Here is a 17472-nt window from a genome sequence, read left to right as displayed (position 1 = left end):
CAACACCGAGAGCGCGCAGGCGGGGGCAGCGCTGCCCCTGCCCTAGTCGTTGAGTTTGCGCAGACGCGCGGTGACCGACAGGCCATGCGCCTCAAGACTTTCGGACTGGGCCAGCCGCTCTGCCGCGGGGCCGATGGCCTTGAGCGCCTCGGGCGACATCTGCGCCAGGGTCGTCCGCTTCATGAAATCCAGCACAGACAGGCCAGAGGAGAAACGCGCCGAGCGCGCCGTGGGCAGCACGTGGTTCGGCCCGCCGACGTAATCGCCGATCGCCTCGGGCGTCCATTGGCCAAGGAAGATCGCCCCGGCGTGGGTGATCTTGTCCGACAGCGCCTTCGGGTCCGCCACGCAAAGCTCAAGGTGCTCCGGCGCGATGCGGTTGCTGAGGGCGGCGGCGGCGTCGAGGTCCGGCACGGTGATGATCGCCCCATTGTCGCGCCAGCTTGCGCCCGCGATGGCGCGGCGTTCGAGGGTGAGCAGACGTTTCTCAACCGCCTCTTCCACCGCGCGGGCAAAGGCAGGGTCGGTGGTGATCAGAATGCTCTGCGCGCTCTCGTCATGTTCGGCTTGGCTGAGCAGATCAAGGGCGATGAAATCTGGATCGTTCTCTCCATCAGCGATGACAAGGATCTCGGATGGCCCCGCGATCATGTCGATGCCGACCTTGCCGAAAACGCGGCGTTTGGCGGCGGCGACGAAAGCGTTGCCGGGGCCGGTGATCTTGTCCACCGGGGGGATCGTTTCGGTGCCATAGGCCAGCGCCGCCACGGCCTGCGCGCCGCCGATGCGGTAAATCTCATCCACCCCGGCGATGCGGGCGGCCAGCAGTACAAGCGGGTTCAGCACGCCATCGGGCGTCGGTACGACCATGGCCAGACGGGCCACTCCCGCCACTTTGGCCGGGACCGCGTTCATCAACACCGAGGACGGGTAGCTCGCCAATCCGCCGGGCACATAGAGGCCCGCGGCGGAAACCGGCGTCCAGCGCCAGCCCAGCGTGGCGCCATCGGGGTCGGTCCATTCCGCATCCTCGGGCAATTGCCGGGCGTGATAGGCGCGGATGCGGTCGGCGGCGAGTTCCAGCGCCTTGCGGTCTTCGGGAGAGACTTCGGCCACGGCGGCGTCGACCTCTTCCGCGCGGATGCGCAGGGTTTCGGCGGTCAGGGTCACGCGGTCGAATTTCTGCGACAGGTCGATCACGGCGGCATCGCCACGGGCGCGCACATCGGCGATGATCTCGGCCACCACGGCATCGACATCGGGGCTGTCCTCGCGCTTGGCGTTCAGCAGTTTGTCAAAGGCCGCTTCGAAATCGGCGGCGGAGGCATCGAGCGTGACGGGCATGGGTTCAAGCTTTCGTAGAGGGGCCGCCGCGCAGGGCTGGCCCGAAAAAGTTAAGACGCCTGCGGGCGGCGCAGGCTGGGCTCGGCCCGCAGGCCCGCGGTTTTAGAGGTGGCAGCGGGGGCGGAGCGCTGCGCCAGTCGCATGGCGCGGGTGTCTTGGGCATTGTCGAAAATCGCACGCGCCACCTGCGCCACCAAAATGGCGGAGAGACCGCCAGAGACCAGCGCGAGCGGCACCACCAAGGTCGCGACCGAGAGCGACGCGATGAGTTGCACCGCGCCCAAGACGCAGCCCAAGAGGATCAGCGCCCAACCGGACACTTCGGTCAGCAGCGCGGTGATCCGGCCCCGGGTAAATCTATTCTGTTTCAGTTCAGGCATCTTGCGATCCTTGCCCGCCATGCGGCGGCGTCACTCAGGGTGAACGGGCCGTTTCTTGGACGGGGCGACATAGGGGCGGGTCACGTCCTTGAGCGTCACCTCAAGCGCTTCGACCTCTAGCCGGATCGCGCCGTCTCCGGCCAATGTCAGCGTCACATGGCCCGAGGGCGCGTCGCCCTCTTCAAACGCGATGTCGAGCAGCGACAGGATCGTATCGGCATCGCCCTGCGGCACACCTTGGCTGGCGACACGTTGTACGTTGTTGAACATCAGCACCGATTGCACCCGCTCGGGCGCGTGACGCGCCGCCCCCGTATCCTCATGCCGCAAACGGTTCAGCAGCAGCGCAAAGCGCGCGCCCGCGCGGTGCCAGCGCATTTCGGAGGCGGGAAAGACCGCGTCTTGGGTCAGCGAGGCGATCACCGTCAGATCCTCGGCATCCAATGCTCCAAGGTTCAGCGGCGCTTCGCGGCCATCTTCGAAACGTGCATCTTCGGTCATTTGTCGCTGATCCTTTCGATATCCGCCCCAACGCCGCGCAGTTTGGAGACCACATGCTCATAGCCGCGATCAAGGTGGTAGACCCGGCTGACCGTGGTCTCTCCAGTGGCGGCCAACCCGGCGAGGATGAGCGAAATCGACGCCCGCAGATCGGTCGCCATAACCGGCGCCCCTTTGAGCTTTTCGACCCCGGTGACCTTGGCCGTACCACCCTGCACATCAATCCGCGCTCCCATGCGGATCAGCTCCGGCGCGTGCATGAAGCGATTCTCGAAAATCTTCTCTTCCAGAACCGATGTGCCTTCAGCCGTGCAGAGCAGCGCCATCATCTGCGCCTGAAGATCGGTCGGGAAGCCGGGGAACGGCTCGGTGGTGACATCCACTGCCGAAATCCGCCCGTTGCGCCGTGCGACCTTGAGGCCCGCATCAGTCTCACTCACGTCGATGCCCGCCGCGTCGAGCTTTTCGCAAAACGCCTCCAGCAGATCGATTCGCCCGCCCAGAAGCTCAACCTCACCGCCGCAGAAGGCGGGGGCCAGCATATATGTGCCAAGCTCGATCCGGTCGGTCACGACCTTATGGGTGGCGCCATGCAGGCTGTCGACTCCCTGAATGGTGATGCTGGACGTGCCATCGCCTTCGATCTGCGCGCCCATGGCCCGCAGACAATCCGCCAGATCGACGATCTCAGGCTCCCGCGCGGCGTTGTTGATGACGGTGGTGCCCTTGGCAAGGGTCGCTGCCATGAGGATATTCTCGGTCGCCCCGACAGAGGCAAAGGGGAAGTCGATCACCGCCCCCTTCAGTTTACCGCCCGCGGCCTTGGCGTAAAGGTAGCCGTCGCGAAGGTCGATCTCCGCGCCCATCTTGGCCAGACCGTCGGTGTGAATGTCCATCGGGCGCGCACCAATCGCGCAGCCGCCGGGGAGCGAAACTTCGGCATGACCTTCCCGCGCCAAAAGCGGCCCCAAGACCAGATTCGACGCGCGCATCTTGCGCACGATGTCATATTCGGCCCGTGTATTGATCTCCCCATGGCTTGCCATGGTGATGACCTTACCGTCCTGCATCGCGGCCACTTCGGCGCCGAGAGACTGCAAAAGCTGCGTCATCGTGCGAATATCGCTCAGACGCGGCGCATTGGTCAGCGTCAGCGGCTCTTCGCTCAGCAATGTGGCGGGCATCAGCGCCAGACAGGCGTTTTTAGCACCCGCGATGGGAATTTGCCCGTTGAGCGCACCGCCGCCCCTGACCAGAATGGAATCCATCGTTCAGCTGTCCTTTTCCGGCCCCTCGGGGCCATTGCCTGTATCCTGCGCCACATCCTCGGCCCGCGCGCGCGCCTGCGCCTTGCGCCGCGCCATATTTGCCTTGAGCGCAGCCTTCAGCCGCGCCTCCCGCGCAGAGGGTGTTTTCGCGTTCTTTTCCGGGGCGTTTTGCTTTGCCATGCCGCCTATCTAGCGCAGGGGGCAAGAAGGGTCCAGATCAGGGGTTGCGCCCCCTTTCGATTGCGGCTAATCACCCGCCCACGGCGCTGCTGTAGCTCAGAGGTAGAGCACTCCCTTGGTAAGGGAGAGGTCGAGAGTTCAATTCTCTCCAGCAGCACCATTAATCTTCCTTATTTCCGGATATGTAACGTCTAGCACGAGCGCTGGTCTCTCGACTTACGCCCGACGCTACGCGTCAGTCTGAGTGCGAGAGTTCAATTCTCTCCAGCAGCACCATTAATCTTCCTTGTTTCCAACTATGCCTCGCAAGAGCGATGGTCCCTCGACACCTCAAGCACCCTTACAGATCGAATCGACACCCCCGCTCCGACAACCCGGGACGGAGGTGCCAAAAATTCACATTAAATCACGACGCCTCAAACACGCCACAAGCGATACGCGAACCCGCGTCGCCCGATGGCTGCGATTCGTAGTCGTCTGCGCCGCTGTGGATGATGAAGGCCGCACCATCATCATCTTTGATCATGGTCTCAATATCGAGCAGGTCGAGGAAGACTTCGGCTTCCAGCACCCCATCTTCACCCACGACCATATTGGGCATATCACCGGGATGCGGCCCACCTTCGACGAGCACACCGTGCTTGCGGTCCCCCGCGATATGGCCACCGGCGGATTTGAAATCCTCGGCCGAACAATCACCGGTCTCATGCAGGTGCACGCCGTGGGTACCCGCAGGCACGCCGGTCACGTCGATCTGAACCAAGGTGCGGCCCGATGCGGTCGTGTTCAGCGAAACATTGCCCGAAATTCCGTTCGAATTGCCCGCGACCTGGGCCGTCGCCGCCGTTTGCATATGGCTTTCGGCCTGCGCCGCCACGGCGCCTGTTGTGGCCAAAGCGGCCCCGAGTAGGATATTGCGCAGATACATGGCTTCCTCCTTTGGGTTATATGTCCGATGACGGCTCAACCCACCCGGACCGCGTCGGGTTCCTCTTGATGCAGGGCGAGGCTTGCCCCTATAAGCGGCCGAGTGCTCCCTTAGCTCAGCTGGATAGAGCAGCCGACTTCTAATCGGCAGGCCGAGGGTTCGAATCCTTCAGGGAGCGCCACTTTCCTCCACACTTGGGCCCTCTACACCTACGCGCGCGAAAAATCCTCGATCGCCGCGGCGATTAGGTGCGGGAAGGTCGGTTTGCCAAGCATGGCGACAGGCTCAAGCGCGCTTAGCCGTTGCTGGGTGAGATCGTCCAGATTGCCGCTCATGAAGACGCAGCGGATGTTGTGTTCTGCCAGCAGCCACTGCGCCACCTCTTCACCGGAATCGCCATTGGCGAGCCGCAGGTCCATGAAGGCCAGATCGGGCCGGGTCTGCGTCACCACCTCCCGGCAGGTCGCGAAATCCTTGACCGGGCCAAGGACGGAATGTTGAAGCTGTTCGAGCTGCATCTGAAGGTCCAAGGCAATCAAAAATTCGTCTTCGACAATCAGAATATTCACCGGGCATCACCCGGCGGGCATGGGAACCTCAATCTCAACGCAATAACCATGCTCTGTTGTCCTCTTATCCATCGCCGCCCCAAGCTGGCCGACAATGCCCGCCACGATCTTCGAACCGAGACCGACCCTACCTACACTCTCCGCGTTGCCGATCCCATCGTCCGACACCGTTAACGTCAAAAGGTCTCCCTCTTGATGCAAACGAACATCAACCCTGCCCTGTTCCCGCGCGACGAAGGCATGTTTATGCGCGTTGGTCACAAGCTCATTGATCAGCAGCGCAAGGTTGATGGCCAAATCGGTCGGCACGGTGACCGACGGCGCGTCGACGATTGTGTCGATCTGCTTGCTGTCGGTCTCGGTGCTGGCTGAAAGGAAATCGACAAGCTGCGGGATGTATTCACCGACATCCACATGGGTAACGTTATGAGATTTATAGATAAGTTCATGGACGGAGCTTACCGCATGCACCCGAAGCGAGGCCTGTTGCAGGCTGTGTTTGACAGACGCATCATCCACCGACGCGGCTTCGAGACGCAGAATGCTCGACACCAGATGCAAGCTGTTCTTGATCCGGTGGTTCACGTCGCCAAGCAGTGTTTCCTTCTGCTCAAGAAGCTTGTCACGCTCGGTCAGGGTCTTCTGCAAGACCTCTTCGCGCTTCTTGGAATGGGTCAGATCGAGGGTGGCACCGATGAACCGCGCGGGCTTGTCATGTTCGAAAAGAACTTCACCACGCGTGTTCAGCCACCGGGTTTCCCCATTGGGCAAGACGATCCGATAATCGGCGTTCACCGTGGCATCATTGGCCATCGTTTCGCCCAAGCTTTGGTTCACATGCGCCAGATCATCGGGATGGATACGCCGGAACAGCTTGGCCATGGGGATTGTCCCCTCGGTATCGGCATAGCCGAACAGATTGGCCAATTCCTGCGAGATATTCGCGGTCCCCGTCTGAAGGTCCAACTCGCCATAGCCGATCCCCGACACCTGCTTGGCCAGATTGAGCCGTATCGCCTGATCACGGCGACCGATAAATTCCGAGGTGACATCCTCGACATGGTGGATCAGCGCGACCAGCTTGCCATCTTCGAACACGGGCGTGTTCAACGGTTGCCAATATTTCTCTTCAAAGGCTCCGTCGGCGCTGTCGCGAATGGGAATATTGTACTTCTGCACGGCCATGCGGTGCTGTTTTCCCGTGGCGGCGACGATCTCAAGCGACTTGCCCAGATTATTGGTGCCATCTGCCGTCGCGTCGGAAGGGTCATCCGGGAAAGCGTCGAACAGATGTTTCCCTACGAGGTCCTCCGCTTCTGACCCGGTGATGAATAGGTACCGGTCATTCACGTCGATAATCTTCAAATCGGTATCTAGAACGAGATACCCGTGGGGGGATGCCGCAAAAATTGCAGATCTCGACACGCTACCGTTCGCCGATCTTTCACCACCCATATTCTTCCCTATAAACTTCCTTCAATCTCTCTGGCCACCATATCCCCCTAACTTTGAACAGAAAAGCTCAGCCTCCTTGATATAAGTTAAGCAGCGATATGGCGGCGCGCCGCAGCAAATGATGACCCGCTCAATTATTCGGCAAGCTAAGAACTCAGGTAATGAATGACGCGCATAAATGGCGCGTCTTTTTACGATTGGCGCTTTTGCGCCTCTATTCAAGCCGCAGCACCCTGAGGCGTGCCAATTGAATTAAGACTGCGCGCATTCGCTTACTCGACGGGCGTATTCAGAGGCCCCGCCCCGAATTGGGAAAGGGCCGATCACGCGGCCACAAGCGCTTCCTCTGCCGCGATCTCCGAGGCGCAGAGGGGCAGATCGACGGTGAACTTCGTCCCAATGCCAACGGTGCTCTCTACCCTGATGTCCCCCTCATGTGCAGCGGCGAGTTTTTTGCTGATCGCAAGGCCAAGACCAGTGCCGCCATCAGCGCTTTTGCTGGCTGTTTCCGCTTGAATGAAGGCTTGGAAAATCCGCTGCAAATCCTCTGCCGGCATCCCGCAACCGTTGTCTTCGACCTCAAGTCGGCATGTATCGCCGACCTGCTTGGCGCGCATGCGAATGCTGGAGGCCGAAGAGAACTTCAGCGCGTTGCCCAAGAGATTGATCAGGATCTGTTTGCAGCGCCCGCGGTCGGCGAAAACGTCGAATTCATCATATTCGATTTCCAGCATCGCCTGTTTTTCCTTGGCCAGCCCCTGAAATTGCTCTGCCAATTCGGCCAGCAAATCGCCCGCCGCGAAAGAGGTTCTGTTGAGCTTCACGGAATTCAATTCAATGCTCGTATAGTCAAGCAGCTCATTAATGATGGTCAGCAGATGGTCGCCCGCCGATTTGATACGCCCGCCGTAGCGCTCTGTCTGGTCGCCCAACTCATCGAAATGCACCTTTGAGATCGGCTCGTTCGGTTTCAGCTTGGCCATGGTATGGCCTTTGAGGTTGGTCAGGAAGCTGGCGTAGCCGTTGATGATGGTCAGCGGCGTGCGCAGCTCATGGCTCAGAACGCTCATGAACTCCGACTTGGCGCGGCTGGCATCGCGAGCCTCATCCCGCGCTTGGCGCAGCTCCACGATGTTCTCCATCCGAGTGCGGTTTTCGATGAAATAGGTGAAAAGCCCGCCCAGCACGATCATCGCAGCCGTCCCGGCGATGACCATCGCCAGCAATCTGAATTCATCCGGGTTGCTATGGCCGGTCAAACAGGTCGGCGTTACATGAAAGGCGGCCATGCCGGTGAAATGCAGCCCGATAATCGCCAGCGCAAAGCTGGCCGTCATCTTGCCCGTGGCGTATTTCCCGTTTTGCGCGCCAAAGAACAAAGCCACGGTCGACAACACCATGGCCAGCAGAACCGAGGCGACGAGATAGGTCTTGTCCCAAAAGATGACCCCCTCGATCCGATAGGCGACCATCCCGGTGTAATGCATGGCCGAGATCGACAGCCCCAAGATCACCCCGCCAATCACGGTGGTGACCCGCCTGCGGAACATCCCGGCGATCAGAATGCCCACCGTAGACCCGATAATCGCGATCAGTAGCGAGGCGAAGGTCAGCCCGAAATCAAAGCTGACCGGCGCGTCGGGCTGATAGGCCAGCATGGCGATGAAATGCGTGCACCAGATGGCGATGCCCGAGGTCACGGCGGTCAGAAAATACCACAACAACGCCTGTCGCGGCGTTTGTTTAAGCGCGTGCCGGTAAAGGTTTGCGATCACCCAGCTGCCGAATGCGCACAAAAGCGCGGCAAGCAAGACCAGCGTCATATCGTGGTCCGAGTGCATAGAATGAGCCACAGTCAGCATTTTTAAACCTCAAGATAATGAGGCCAGTGTTGCGCAAGGATTGCGTCGAAACATTGTTCGAGTGCGTTCTTTTTGGCGGTAATTCCATCTGGCAAAACCGCGGGCGGGGCCTGATTGCGCCGGATGCCCCCCATACCGTCTTTGAACAAGCATCCGGCGAAATGCCGCTACGCGCTGCTGCCTTCGACTGTACCTTGAACCCCGTTCTCAGCGCCCTTCGCCCCCTCTTTCGCAGAGGCAACCGGCCCGCCTGCACGCATGACGAACGGTACTTGCGGCCCCAAATCACATCCAAGGGTTGCACTTGCTGGCCATAATACGCCACTACAGCGCCAAACTTGCGCCGCATTTTAATGCTGGTCTGCGCACATTCATTTTGGTTCATAGGTATTTCCGCCATGCTAACGTGTTTCCAAGGGCTGATGCTCGACCCGGTCTATTGGACCGTGCTCGCCGTCAGCACGATCGCCGCAGCTGTCGCCTTTTGGACGCTCAAGTTCCAAGAGTTCCATGGCAAAATTTACTATGCGCTCACCTTCTTGGGGATGATCTGGACCCTGATGATGGTCGGGGCCGAAGCTGCAACGCCCGCCTACGCCTGCCAGATGCAACAGGCGCAGCTTGCGTGGCTGGGGCATGGGATGGTGCCGGTGGCGTGGTCCTTCTTTATCTTCGAATATGTCGGTCCCTCCAGCCGGTCGCGCGGGTGGGTGAGCCTTCTGGCCCTGATCGCCGTGCCGCTTGCAGCCTTCGGCCTTGCCGCGACGAACGATTGGCACCACCTGATCTATACCGCCGAGACCGCGCTTCAGCCGGGCGACGATCAGATCACCTTTGAACATGGGCCGGGGTATTTCCTCGTTCTTGCCGGGCTCTATTGCTTCGTGATGGCGACGCTCATCTGGCTGGGCCGGGCGTTCTTTCGCGCGAAACGGGCCGCTTGGCCGCTGCTGACGATGCTGGTGGTGATCACGCTGATCCCCTTGGGCGCGAACGCGGCCTATGCGCTGCTTGGGTTTACTGTCGTCGGCCTTGATCCGACCGCCTTCATGTTCACCTTGGGCATCTTCGCCTTTTCGTGGTTGCTGGTCACGAACAAGACGATGGACATGCCCTCGGTCGGGCAATCGACCCTGTTTGACACGATGAGCGAACCGCTGATCCTTTTGGACGCGCGGCGCCGCGTCATCCGCTCGAACGCCGCGGCCAAGCGCAGCGGGCTTCTGTCCGATCCAACATTGAGCCACGATCTGATCGCGGGGATCGAAGCACAAATGGCGCAGAACGGCTCGGCCCATATCACCTGTAACGAACGGCTTTATGAGCCGCGCGTTCAACCCATCGAAAACCCCCTCGCCCCCGCTGGCCCCGCCATCGGATGGAGCGTTACTTTCGTCGATGTCACCGAGCGGATCGCCACCACCACGGCCCTAGAGCGGGCGCTGAGAGAGGCGGATGAGGCGAACCGCGCCAAGGATGAATTCATCTCGGTCGTCAGCCATGAGCTGCGCACGCCGCTGACCTCATTGAAAGGCGGCCTGGCTCTGGCTCTCAGCGGTAAGCTGGGTGAGATCAAAGGCCCGCTGCGCTCCTCGCTCGACATTGCCCATCGCAACGGGGTGCGCCTGTCGCGGTTGGTCGATAATATCCTGCTGGTGCAAAAGCTTGAGGTGCAGGCGCTCTCGCTCGAATGGCTGCCGGTCGACCTGCCCGCCCTGCTGCGCGAAAGCATCGAGGAAAACCGCATGTATGCCCATGAGCGCGGCGTGCGGCTGGATATCGGCAGCGTGGGCCAGCCCGCCGTGGTCTTGGGCGATGCCTTTGCCATCCGGCAGGTGGTCGACAACCTCATTTCGAACGCGGTGAAATTCTCGAATGTGGGGGATACTGTGGAGGGCACGCTGACCACCAACAACGGCCGCGTGCGGGTCTCGATCCGCGATCATGGGCGCGGCATTCCTGAGGGGATGGAGGAAAAGGTCTTTGGCCGTTTCGGGCAGCTTGACGACGATGGGCAGAAATCGACCCAAGGCTCCGGCCTCGGCCTGCATATCTCCCGCCAACTGGCGCGGCAGATGGCGGGGGATCTGTTTTACGAAAGCGAAGTCGGCGTCGGATCGACCTTCCATGTCGAGTTCGGCATCGGCGCCGGGGCAGAGACCACCCCGCAAGCCGCCCCAAGCGCGTTGCAAAGCACCGACTGAGCGCCGCGCCCGCGCTTAAAGTTCGATACGGATATCGTGAATCCATAGCTTCGGCGGGCGGGACAGGACAAAGACCACCACATCGGCCAGATCATCCGGCTCGGTGAAAATATGGTTCGGCACGTCCTCTCCGGCCTTGGCGAACATGCCGGTGTTGGTGCCAGACTGATACAGCCCGCCAACCCGCACGCCGGTGCTCTCCTCATCCGCCTTCAGCACCTCCGTAAAGCCGCGCACGCCGTATTTCGTGGCCGTATAGACCGACTGCCCCGCCTGCGCCACGACACCGGATTTTGAGACGACATTGAGGATGATCGCCTCGTCATTGTCGCGCAGCGCGGGCAGCGTGGCCTGTGTCATCTGCATCAGGCCGGTCAGATTGGTCTGCACCGTAGCCTGCACCATCTCAGGCGCGATCGTGTCGAGCGGCCCTGCCTTGTGCCAAATCCCTGCGTTGTTGATCAGGATATCCAAGCCACCAAAGCGTTCCACCACGTGCGCGGCGGTCTGGTCGATTGCCGAAGAGTCTTGCAGATCGCAGGTCAGCCCCACCGCCTCTGCCGCGCCAGCGGCTCGGCAGGCTTCGGCCACGGCCTGAAGACGTGTCTCATCCCGGCCCAGAATGGCCAGCCGCGCACCCGCCTCCGCCAATTTCAAACAGATGTGGCGCCCGATCCCGTCGCTGCCGCCGGTGACCAAAATACGTTTGTCGCGCAGTTCCATATCGCTCTCCTATGTTGCAGGCGGCTTACCGCGCGGCGAAGCCGCCGCCAAGCCCTGCCCGCCCGATCAGATCGTGATGATCTGCGCCCGGATCGCCTTGGCCACCGCATGGGTCTTGTTGGTCACGTCCAGCTTGGCACAGGCATTATACAGATGATGGTTCACCGTGCTGGCCGCCACCGTCATGATCTGCGCCGTCTCCCATGCCGTTTTGCCCACCGCGGCCCATTTCAGCACTTCCTTTTCACGGTTGCTCAGCCGTGGCCCCGGCGCGGCGGGGGCGATATCCGCTACCATATCGCTTTGGATCAGACAGCCCAGATAGATCGCATCGGCGATGATCCCGCGCTTGTACTTGCGCCATTCGTGAATGCGCAGGTCAGAGTTCAGCGTCAGCACCGCCTTGCCATGCGCGTGGTCCCGAATGGGGATCGACACACCGTTCTGGCGCACGCCGAACTCCATCGCCTCGCCAAAGAAATTGCGCGTGGTCCGGTCGACCTTGGGCAGCTCGCTCCAATCCACCGGCAGGGTGCCTTCGAGGGATTTGTCGACCGCCGGGTCGATCAGATGGTAGTTTTCCTCTTGGTAGCGTTTCAGCCAAGCGGGATCATAGGTCGAGTGAATGACCGGATCGCTGCCGCTGGCGCCGGTCTTGTGAAATCCCAGATAGGACAGGTTGTTCAGCCCCATATCCTGCGCCAAGACCTGCAACATCTCGGCGGGTTTGATGTCGGGGCGTTGTTCTTTCAATAGGAGGTAGCGGTCGGAAAGCGGTGTCACCATAGGGCGGCGTTCAAAAGCTCATGTGATTAAAAACTGAGCATTCAGTTAGGGCACCTCAACCAGTGAGGGAACATGCCCGCCGTCGAATGATTTCTCGGAATAAGGGAAACCGGCCAAAACGTTGCAATTTTGCCCCGATGACCAAGGGTCAAGCGAAAGAGCCGCCCGACGAAAGGTCGGCACGTCCGCCTGCCCGCGAAGCGGTGCAGAGCATAAAGCGGCCCCCGCCCGAAAACCAATGCGCCCCTTACAAAAACACGGTCGTCCAACACAGCGGACAGGGGCGCAGCTTCCGAAAGCGGGGACCGAAACAGAGCCAAATGGCAGGCCCTGTCAAAAGGTCGCGTCAGCCTGAGCGCGCATCTTATGTCTGACGGCCATTCAGCACAGCCGCAAACTCGGATAGCAAGATTCGCCCCGTCGTTCTTCAAGCATTTGTTATAGTTTGATTAAATTTCCGGCGCATCTTGACTGCGCGCGCCGGGGCGCATCTGTAAAGCTGGTAATATTTATAGGTTTCGATGAATCGCGGTGGATAGGGGCGATACGGGCGCAGGCGATTTGACGCTGTTACAAAAACTTCACTGGCGCAAAGCTCATTAATTCTGCAATTCATGAATTATGGAACAAGTGATCCCCAACCGCCTTGCCACCCTCGGCCATCCGCAGCGCCTCGCGCTGTTTCGGCTGCTCATGCGCCGCTACCCAGACAGGGTTCCCGCGACCGAACTGGCGCAGGCGCTCGGCCTCAAGCCCAACACCCTGTCGACCTATATCGGCGCGCTGATGCAGGCGGGGTTGGTGAGCCAAGAACGGCAGGGCACATCCCTGCGCTATGCGATCGATATCGAGGCGGCGCGGGACACCATCGGCTACCTGCTGAACGACTGCTGCCGTGGCCGGCCCGAAATTTGCCTCCCCCTCACCTCTTCAGATGGAAACGCACCCATGACCGATGACAAGTTCGACGTCCTGTTCATCTGCACCGGCAACTCCGCCCGGTCGATCTTTGCCGAAAGCATCCTGCGCGACCTCGCAGGGGACCGGTTCAACGTCTACTCCGCAGGCACCCGGCCACAGTCTAAGCTGAACCCTTTCGCCGTCGAAGTGCTCAAGCAAAAGGGCCATGACGTGACCCACCTCAGGTCAAAACATATCTCTGAGTTTCAGGCCGCGGATGCGCCGGCCTTCGACTTCGTCTTTACCGTCTGAAATCAGGCCGCCAATGAGGAATGCCCCACATGGCCGGGCCAGCCGATCACCGCCCATTGGGGGCTGCCCGACCCGGTCAAGGTCGAAGGCTCCGACGCAGAAAAGAGCCTCGCTTTCCAGCAGGCCTATGGCACCCTGCGCAACCGGATGCTGGGTTTTACCAGCCTGCCGCTTACCTCGCTCGACCGTATCTCGCTGCAAAAGGCGCTGGATGACGCTGGCCAAACCGACAAAGAAGGATCTCCCGCATGACCACCTACGCGATCAACGGCCTTGGCCGTATTGGCAAGCTCGCCCTGAAACCGCTGCTGGACCAAGGGGCCGAGATTGCATGGATCAACGATGCGGTGGATGACCCGGAAATGCACGCGCATCTGCTGGAATTCGACACGGTGCACGGGCGCTGGCAGGCCGATTTCGCCCATGACGCCGACAGCGTGACGATCAACGGCACCCGCCTGCCCTTCATCGGCACGCGTGACCTCAGCGCGCTGCCGCTTGACGGGGTGGATGTGGTGATCGATTGCACCGGCGTCTTCAAGACCGAGGCGAAACTCGCCCCCTATTTCGAAGCCGGGGTGAAGAAGGTGGTGATCTCGGCCCCCGTAAAAGACGGGGATGCGGCCAATATCGTCTATGGCGTCAATGACGGCGTCTATGATCCCGCCCGGCACCGGATCGTCACGGCGGCAAGCTGCACGACCAACTGCCTCGCCCCGGTGGTGAAGGTCATCCATGAGGCGCTGCGGATCAAACACGGCTCCATCACCACGATCCATGATGTGACCAACACACAAACCATCGTCGACCGCCCCGCCAAGGACCTGCGCCGCGCCCGTTCGGCCCTGAACTCCCTGATCCCGACGACCACGGGCAGCGCCACGGCGATCACCCTGATCTACCCCGAACTCAAAGGCCGGCTGAACGGCCATGCGGTGCGGGTGCCGCTGCTGAACGCCTCGCTGACCGACTGTGTCTTTGAGGTGGAGCGGGAGACGACCGTGGAAGAGGTGAACGCCCTGTTCAAGGCCGCGGCCGAAGGAGAGTTAAAAGACATCCTTGGCTATGAGGAGCGCCCGCTGGTCTCGACCGATTACACCAATGATACGCGGTCCAGCATCGTCGATGCGCCCTCCACCATGGTGGTGAACGGGACGCAGGTGAAAATCTATGCGTGGTACGACAATGAGATGGGCTATGCCCACCGTCTGGTCGATGTGGCGCTGATGGTCGGGGCAAGCCTGTGAGCCAGAGCGCGACCCGCCCCGAGGGGCTTTCGGCCTATATCGCGGTCACGGCGGCCTATTGGGCCTTCATGCTGACTGATGGCGCGTTGCGCATGCTGGTGTTGCTGCATTTCCACCGGCTTGGCTTTTCGCCGGTGCAACTGGCCTATCTCTTTGTGTTGTATGAGATCGCGGGCGTTGTCACCAACCTCTGCGCGGGCTGGATCGCGGCGCGCTTCGGGCTGGCCTCGACGCTCTATGCCGGGCTTGGGTTGCAGATCGTGGCGCTGCTGGCGCTGGCACAGCTTGACCCCACCTGGGCGGTTGGTGCCTCGGTGGTGTTCGTCATGCTAGTGCAGGGTGCAAGCGGGGTGGCCAAGGATTTGGCCAAAATGTCGTCGAAATCCGCCGTGAAGCTGCTGGCCCCGGCTGAAGATGGCGGGTTGTTCCGCTGGGTGGCGCTGCTGACCGGGTCCAAGAACATGGTCAAAGGCTTGGGCTTTCTGCTTGGCGCGGCTTTGCTGGCGACGCTTGGCTTTGTCTGGGCGGTGCTCGGGATGGCCGCGATCCTTGCGCTGATCCTGATTGCCGTGCTGACCGCCATGCCGCCCGGCCTGCCCAAGGGCCGCAAGGGGGCGAAGTTCTCGGAAGTCTTCTCAAAATCCGCCAATGTGAACTGGCTCAGCGCGGCGCGGGTGTTTCTCTTCGGCGCGCGGGATGTGTGGTTCGTGGTGGGCATCCCGATCTATTTCTACGCGGTCCTCTCGGATGGCACGGAGGAAAGCAACCGCGCGGCCTTTTTCATGATCGGCACCTTTATGGCGGTCTGGGTGATCCTCTACGGGCTGGTGCAAATCTACGCCCCACGCCTGCTCCGCGCGAAATCCCGCCCTGCAGAAGACCTGATCTCAGCCGCGAAGGGCTGGGCATGGTCGCTGGCCGCCGTGCCCGCGGCGCTCACGCTGGCGGCGCTGTTCAGCGACGGGCCGCAGGGCTGGCTTACCGTGACGCTTGTGATCGGCCTCTTGGCCTTTGGCGCGGTCTTTGCGATAAACTCATCGCTGCATTCCTACCTCATCCTCTCTTTCACCAAAGCTGAGCGGGTGACGATGGATGTGGGGTTTTACTACATGGCCAATGCCGCCGGGCGGCTCTTGGGCACGCTGATGTCGGGGCTGAGCTATCAGATCGGCGGCCTGCCCCTGATGCTGGGCGCGGCGGCGATCATGGTGGCCCTGTCGGCGCTGCTGGTCGGGTTCTTGAAACCCGACCAGAGTTAGCCCTCAGCCCACCTTGCTGGCGCGACCGTTGCTTTCATCGGCCTGCGTATAGACGTTCATCGCCGCGACTGCGCCTGCGTTCCAGATGAGCGAGAGCCAAGCGACAAAGGCATCGCGGAACGCCTCGGCCTGCGCCAGATCACCGTAGAGGCGCTCTTGCTCAAGCCAGGCTTCGGGCCGTTCCCGCGCGGCCTGCGCCACGGCTTTCAGCGCGTCCCAGATCGGATCGTTGGCCACGATTTCGCTACCATCTTCGCGCGTGCCCGCACACATCCGGGCCCAGAGCGCTTCGACCAAGGCCAGACCGCTGACCGAACGCCCCGCCGCCAGTTGATCCCGCAAAATCGGCAGGACAAAGCCGGTGTGCCGGGCCGAACCGTCAAAGGCCACGCGGCGGGTGGTGTCGACGATGCGCGGGTTCGAGAACCGCTGTTCGATCAGATCGAGATAGGCCAGCGGTGTCATGCCGGGCACCGGGGCGACCGTCTGGGTGATCTCTTCGGCCTGCACGCGGTGGAACATCGCACGGATCGCCGGATGCGCCATGGTGCCGGAAATCGTCTTGATCCCCAGCACCTCACCGACATTGGCCAAGACCTGATGGCCCGCGTTGAGGATGCGGATCTTCATCTTCTCATAGGCGTGCACCTCGTCCGAGAAGGTGGCCCCCACCTGATCCCAATCCGGGCGGCCCGCGCAGAAATCGTCTTCGATCACCCATTGGCGGAAGGCTTCATGGGTGACGGGGGCGGCGTCGTTCACGCCGAACTCCCGCGCCTGTGCGATCTCGGCGGGGCCGGTGGCCGGGGCGATGCAATCGACCATGGAGTTGGGGAAACTGGCGTTTGCCTCGATCCAATCGGCCAGCGCCGGGTCGGACATGCGCGCCAGCGACACGACCGCTTGGCGCAGGATATCGCCATTGCCTTGCAGGTTATCACAGCTCAGCCCGGTGAACGGCCCCTGCCCCGCATCACGGCGCAGCCGCAGGGCCGCGACCATGGCCCCAAAGGCGGTGCGCGGAGTGTCAGGGTTCGCCGCGTCATGGACGATATCGGCATGGGTCGCGTCGAACCCCTTGCTCACCGGGTCGATGTAATAGCCGCTCTCGGTAACGGTCAGCCCGACGATGCGAATGGCCGGATCGGCCATGGCGCGGATCAGGGCACCGTTGCCCTCTTCGATTGGCAAGTAGTCGATCATCGAGCCCACAACCTCGGCCGAGGTCTGCGCGGGGTCGAGTTCGATCAGCGTTGTCAGACAATCCTGCGCCAAGAGCTTCTCGCGCATGGCCGCATCATAGGGGCGCACGCCCGCGCCGAGGATCGCCCAGTCATGCGCTTGGCCGTTCTGCATCAAACGATGCAGATACCACGCCTGATGCGCGCGGTGGAAATTGCCCACGCCGATATGCACGATGCCGGGGGTCAGGGCGCTGCGGTCATAGCTGGGGTGGGCGATGTCGAGATCACCCAGCGTCGCGTTCGAGAGGTCTACCAGTTTATCCATGATCCACATCCTTAAAGGGCCGCGCACCGGGGAAAGGGTGCGGGG

15 protein-coding genes, 2 tRNA genes and 1 pseudogene are annotated in these 17472 nt (G+C 61.4%); 6 read left to right on the top strand and 12 right to left on the bottom strand.

The genetic code is table 11. The features are described from left to right. Positions 1 to 42: 42 nt before the first annotated feature. From hisD to ACGYK2_RS14015, 5 genes are read right to left on the bottom strand one after another with little or no spacing between them, the layout of a single operon-like run. Positions 43 to 1344 (bottom strand): histidinol dehydrogenase, encoded by a 1302-nt coding sequence (hisD, locus tag ACGYK2_RS14035; protein WP_271689038.1) that lies wholly within the window; start codon positions 1342 to 1344, stop codon positions 43 to 45. A gap of 50 nt (positions 1345 to 1394) precedes the next feature. Beyond that, positions 1395 to 1724 carry a hypothetical protein gene (locus ACGYK2_RS14030; protein ID WP_271689037.1) on the bottom strand — a complete coding sequence of 110 codons (330 nt, stop codon included), beginning with the start codon at positions 1722 to 1724 and terminating at the stop codon, positions 1395 to 1397. Between the two features lie 30 nt (positions 1725 to 1754). Then, positions 1755 to 2225: a DUF2948 family protein gene (locus tag ACGYK2_RS14025; RefSeq protein WP_067266611.1), complete on the bottom strand. Its 471-nt coding sequence runs from the start codon at positions 2223 to 2225 to the stop codon at positions 1755 to 1757. Continuing rightward, on the bottom strand, positions 2222 to 3493 hold the full coding sequence (gene murA, locus ACGYK2_RS14020; RefSeq protein ID WP_067266613.1) for a UDP-N-acetylglucosamine 1-carboxyvinyltransferase: 1272 nt from the start codon (positions 3491 to 3493) through the stop codon (positions 2222 to 2224). Before murA ends, ACGYK2_RS14025 begins: the two co-directional genes overlap by 4 nt. 3 nt (positions 3494 to 3496) lie before the next feature. After that, positions 3497 to 3673: a hypothetical protein gene (locus ACGYK2_RS14015; RefSeq protein ID WP_168612795.1), complete on the bottom strand. Its 177-nt coding sequence runs from the start codon at positions 3671 to 3673 to the stop codon at positions 3497 to 3499. Between the two features lie 85 nt (positions 3674 to 3758). Between ACGYK2_RS14015 and ACGYK2_RS14010 the strand changes: the two genes are divergently transcribed. Then, positions 3759 to 3833, top strand: a tRNA-Thr gene (locus ACGYK2_RS14010). A gap of 246 nt (positions 3834 to 4079) precedes the next feature. Here ACGYK2_RS14010 and ACGYK2_RS14005 read toward each other — a convergent pair. Continuing rightward, positions 4080 to 4601: a superoxide dismutase family protein gene (locus tag ACGYK2_RS14005; RefSeq protein WP_271689035.1), complete on the bottom strand. Its 522-nt coding sequence runs from the start codon at positions 4599 to 4601 to the stop codon at positions 4080 to 4082. A gap of 104 nt (positions 4602 to 4705) precedes the next feature. On the opposite strand from ACGYK2_RS14005, the gene ACGYK2_RS14000 reads away from it, so the two are divergent. Then, a tRNA-Arg gene (locus ACGYK2_RS14000) sits at positions 4706 to 4782 on the top strand. 28 nt (positions 4783 to 4810) lie between these two features. On the opposite strand, the gene ACGYK2_RS13995 is transcribed toward ACGYK2_RS14000, so the two are convergent. From ACGYK2_RS13995 to ACGYK2_RS13985, 3 genes are all read right to left on the bottom strand, one after another. After that, positions 4811 to 5170, bottom strand: a complete 360-nt coding sequence (locus ACGYK2_RS13995; RefSeq protein WP_271689034.1) for a response regulator — start codon at positions 5168 to 5170, stop codon at positions 4811 to 4813. A gap of 6 nt (positions 5171 to 5176) precedes the next feature. Next, complete coding sequence (locus ACGYK2_RS13990; RefSeq protein WP_271689033.1) at positions 5177 to 6625, bottom strand: sensor histidine kinase; 1449 nt, start codon at positions 6623 to 6625, stop codon at positions 5177 to 5179. Positions 6626 to 6948: 323 nt separating this feature from the next. After that, complete coding sequence (locus tag ACGYK2_RS13985) at positions 6949 to 8448, bottom strand: MHYT domain-containing protein (RefSeq protein WP_271689031.1); 1500 nt, start codon at positions 8446 to 8448, stop codon at positions 6949 to 6951. A 437-nt stretch (positions 8449 to 8885) separates the two neighbouring features. On the opposite strand from ACGYK2_RS13985, the gene ACGYK2_RS13980 reads away from it, so the two are divergent. Next, the gene (locus ACGYK2_RS13980) at positions 8886 to 10691 is read left to right on the top strand and encodes a histidine kinase N-terminal 7TM domain-containing protein (protein ID WP_271689030.1); all 1806 of its coding nucleotides are present in this window, start codon (positions 8886 to 8888) and stop codon (positions 10689 to 10691) included. Between the two features lie 15 nt (positions 10692 to 10706). Here ACGYK2_RS13980 and ACGYK2_RS13975 read toward each other — a convergent pair whose 3' ends face one another. Beyond that, a complete protein-coding gene (locus tag ACGYK2_RS13975; protein ID WP_271689029.1) occupies positions 10707 to 11414 on the bottom strand; it encodes an SDR family oxidoreductase in 708 nt (235 codons plus the stop codon). Positions 11415 to 11480: 66 nt separating this feature from the next. Continuing rightward, positions 11481 to 12200 carry a LuxR family transcriptional regulator gene (locus tag ACGYK2_RS13970; protein ID WP_271689028.1) on the bottom strand — a complete coding sequence of 240 codons (720 nt, stop codon included), beginning with the start codon at positions 12198 to 12200 and terminating at the stop codon, positions 11481 to 11483. Between the two features lie 621 nt (positions 12201 to 12821). Between ACGYK2_RS13970 and ACGYK2_RS13965 the strand changes: the two are divergent. The 3 genes and pseudogenes from ACGYK2_RS13965 to arsJ all read left to right on the top strand — a co-directional run bounded on the left by ACGYK2_RS13965 (position 12822) and on the right by arsJ (position 15918). Further along, positions 12822 to 13664, top strand: a pseudogene (locus tag ACGYK2_RS13965) (helix-turn-helix domain-containing protein). Then, complete coding sequence (locus ACGYK2_RS13960) at positions 13661 to 14659, top strand: ArsJ-associated glyceraldehyde-3-phosphate dehydrogenase (protein ID WP_271689027.1); 999 nt, start codon at positions 13661 to 13663, stop codon at positions 14657 to 14659. Before ACGYK2_RS13965 ends, ACGYK2_RS13960 begins: the two are co-directional and overlap by 4 nt. Then, positions 14656 to 15918: an organoarsenical effux MFS transporter ArsJ gene (gene arsJ / locus ACGYK2_RS13955; RefSeq protein WP_271689025.1), complete on the top strand. Its 1263-nt coding sequence runs from the start codon at positions 14656 to 14658 to the stop codon at positions 15916 to 15918. Before ACGYK2_RS13960 ends, arsJ begins: the two co-directional genes overlap by 4 nt. 3 nt (positions 15919 to 15921) lie before the next feature. Here the strand turns inward: arsJ and ACGYK2_RS13950 are convergent, their stop codons facing one another. After that, positions 15922 to 17427: a mannitol dehydrogenase family protein gene (locus ACGYK2_RS13950; protein ID WP_271689024.1), complete on the bottom strand. Its 1506-nt coding sequence runs from the start codon at positions 17425 to 17427 to the stop codon at positions 15922 to 15924. Positions 17428 to 17472 lie beyond the last annotated feature (45 nt).

Source organism: Sulfitobacter sp. 1A10359, from assembly GCF_043558145.1.
In the GTDB taxonomy this organism is placed as follows: domain Bacteria; phylum Pseudomonadota; class Alphaproteobacteria; order Rhodobacterales; family Rhodobacteraceae; genus Sulfitobacter; species Sulfitobacter faviae.
This window is presented reverse-complemented; position numbering and strand designations above follow the sequence as displayed.

Bases quoted from the DNA above. Each gene is read 5' to 3' on its own strand.
- ACGYK2_RS13990 (WP_271689033.1), bottom strand. From the start codon at position 6,625: ATGGGTGGTGAAAGATCGGCGAACGGTAGCGTGTCGAGATCTGCAATT.
- ACGYK2_RS14025 (WP_067266611.1), bottom strand. From the start codon at position 2,225: ATGACCGAAGATGCACGTTTCGAAGATGGCCGCGAAGCGCCGCTGAAC.
- ACGYK2_RS13970 (WP_271689028.1), bottom strand. From the start codon at position 12,200: ATGGTGACACCGCTTTCCGACCGCTACCTCCTATTGAAAGAACAACGC.
- ACGYK2_RS13960 (WP_271689027.1), top strand. From the start codon at position 13,661: ATGACCACCTACGCGATCAACGGCCTTGGCCGTATTGGCAAGCTCGCC.
- ACGYK2_RS13950 (WP_271689024.1), bottom strand. From the start codon at position 17,427: ATGGATAAACTGGTAGACCTCTCGAACGCGACGCTGGGTGATCTCGAC.
- ACGYK2_RS14030 (WP_271689037.1), bottom strand. From the start codon at position 1,724: ATGCCTGAACTGAAACAGAATAGATTTACCCGGGGCCGGATCACCGCG.
- ACGYK2_RS13985 (WP_271689031.1), bottom strand. From the start codon at position 8,448: ATGACGCTGGTCTTGCTTGCCGCGCTTTTGTGCGCATTCGGCAGCTGG.
- ACGYK2_RS13975 (WP_271689029.1), bottom strand. From the start codon at position 11,414: ATGGAACTGCGCGACAAACGTATTTTGGTCACCGGCGGCAGCGACGGG.
- ACGYK2_RS14015 (WP_168612795.1), bottom strand. From the start codon at position 3,673: ATGGCAAAGCAAAACGCCCCGGAAAAGAACGCGAAAACACCCTCTGCG.
- murA (WP_067266613.1), bottom strand. From the start codon at position 3,493: ATGGATTCCATTCTGGTCAGGGGCGGCGGTGCGCTCAACGGGCAAATT.
- ACGYK2_RS14005 (WP_271689035.1), bottom strand. From the start codon at position 4,601: ATGTATCTGCGCAATATCCTACTCGGGGCCGCTTTGGCCACAACAGGC.
- ACGYK2_RS13980 (WP_271689030.1), top strand. From the start codon at position 8,886: ATGCTAACGTGTTTCCAAGGGCTGATGCTCGACCCGGTCTATTGGACC.
- hisD (WP_271689038.1), bottom strand. From the start codon at position 1,344: ATGCCCGTCACGCTCGATGCCTCCGCCGCCGATTTCGAAGCGGCCTTT.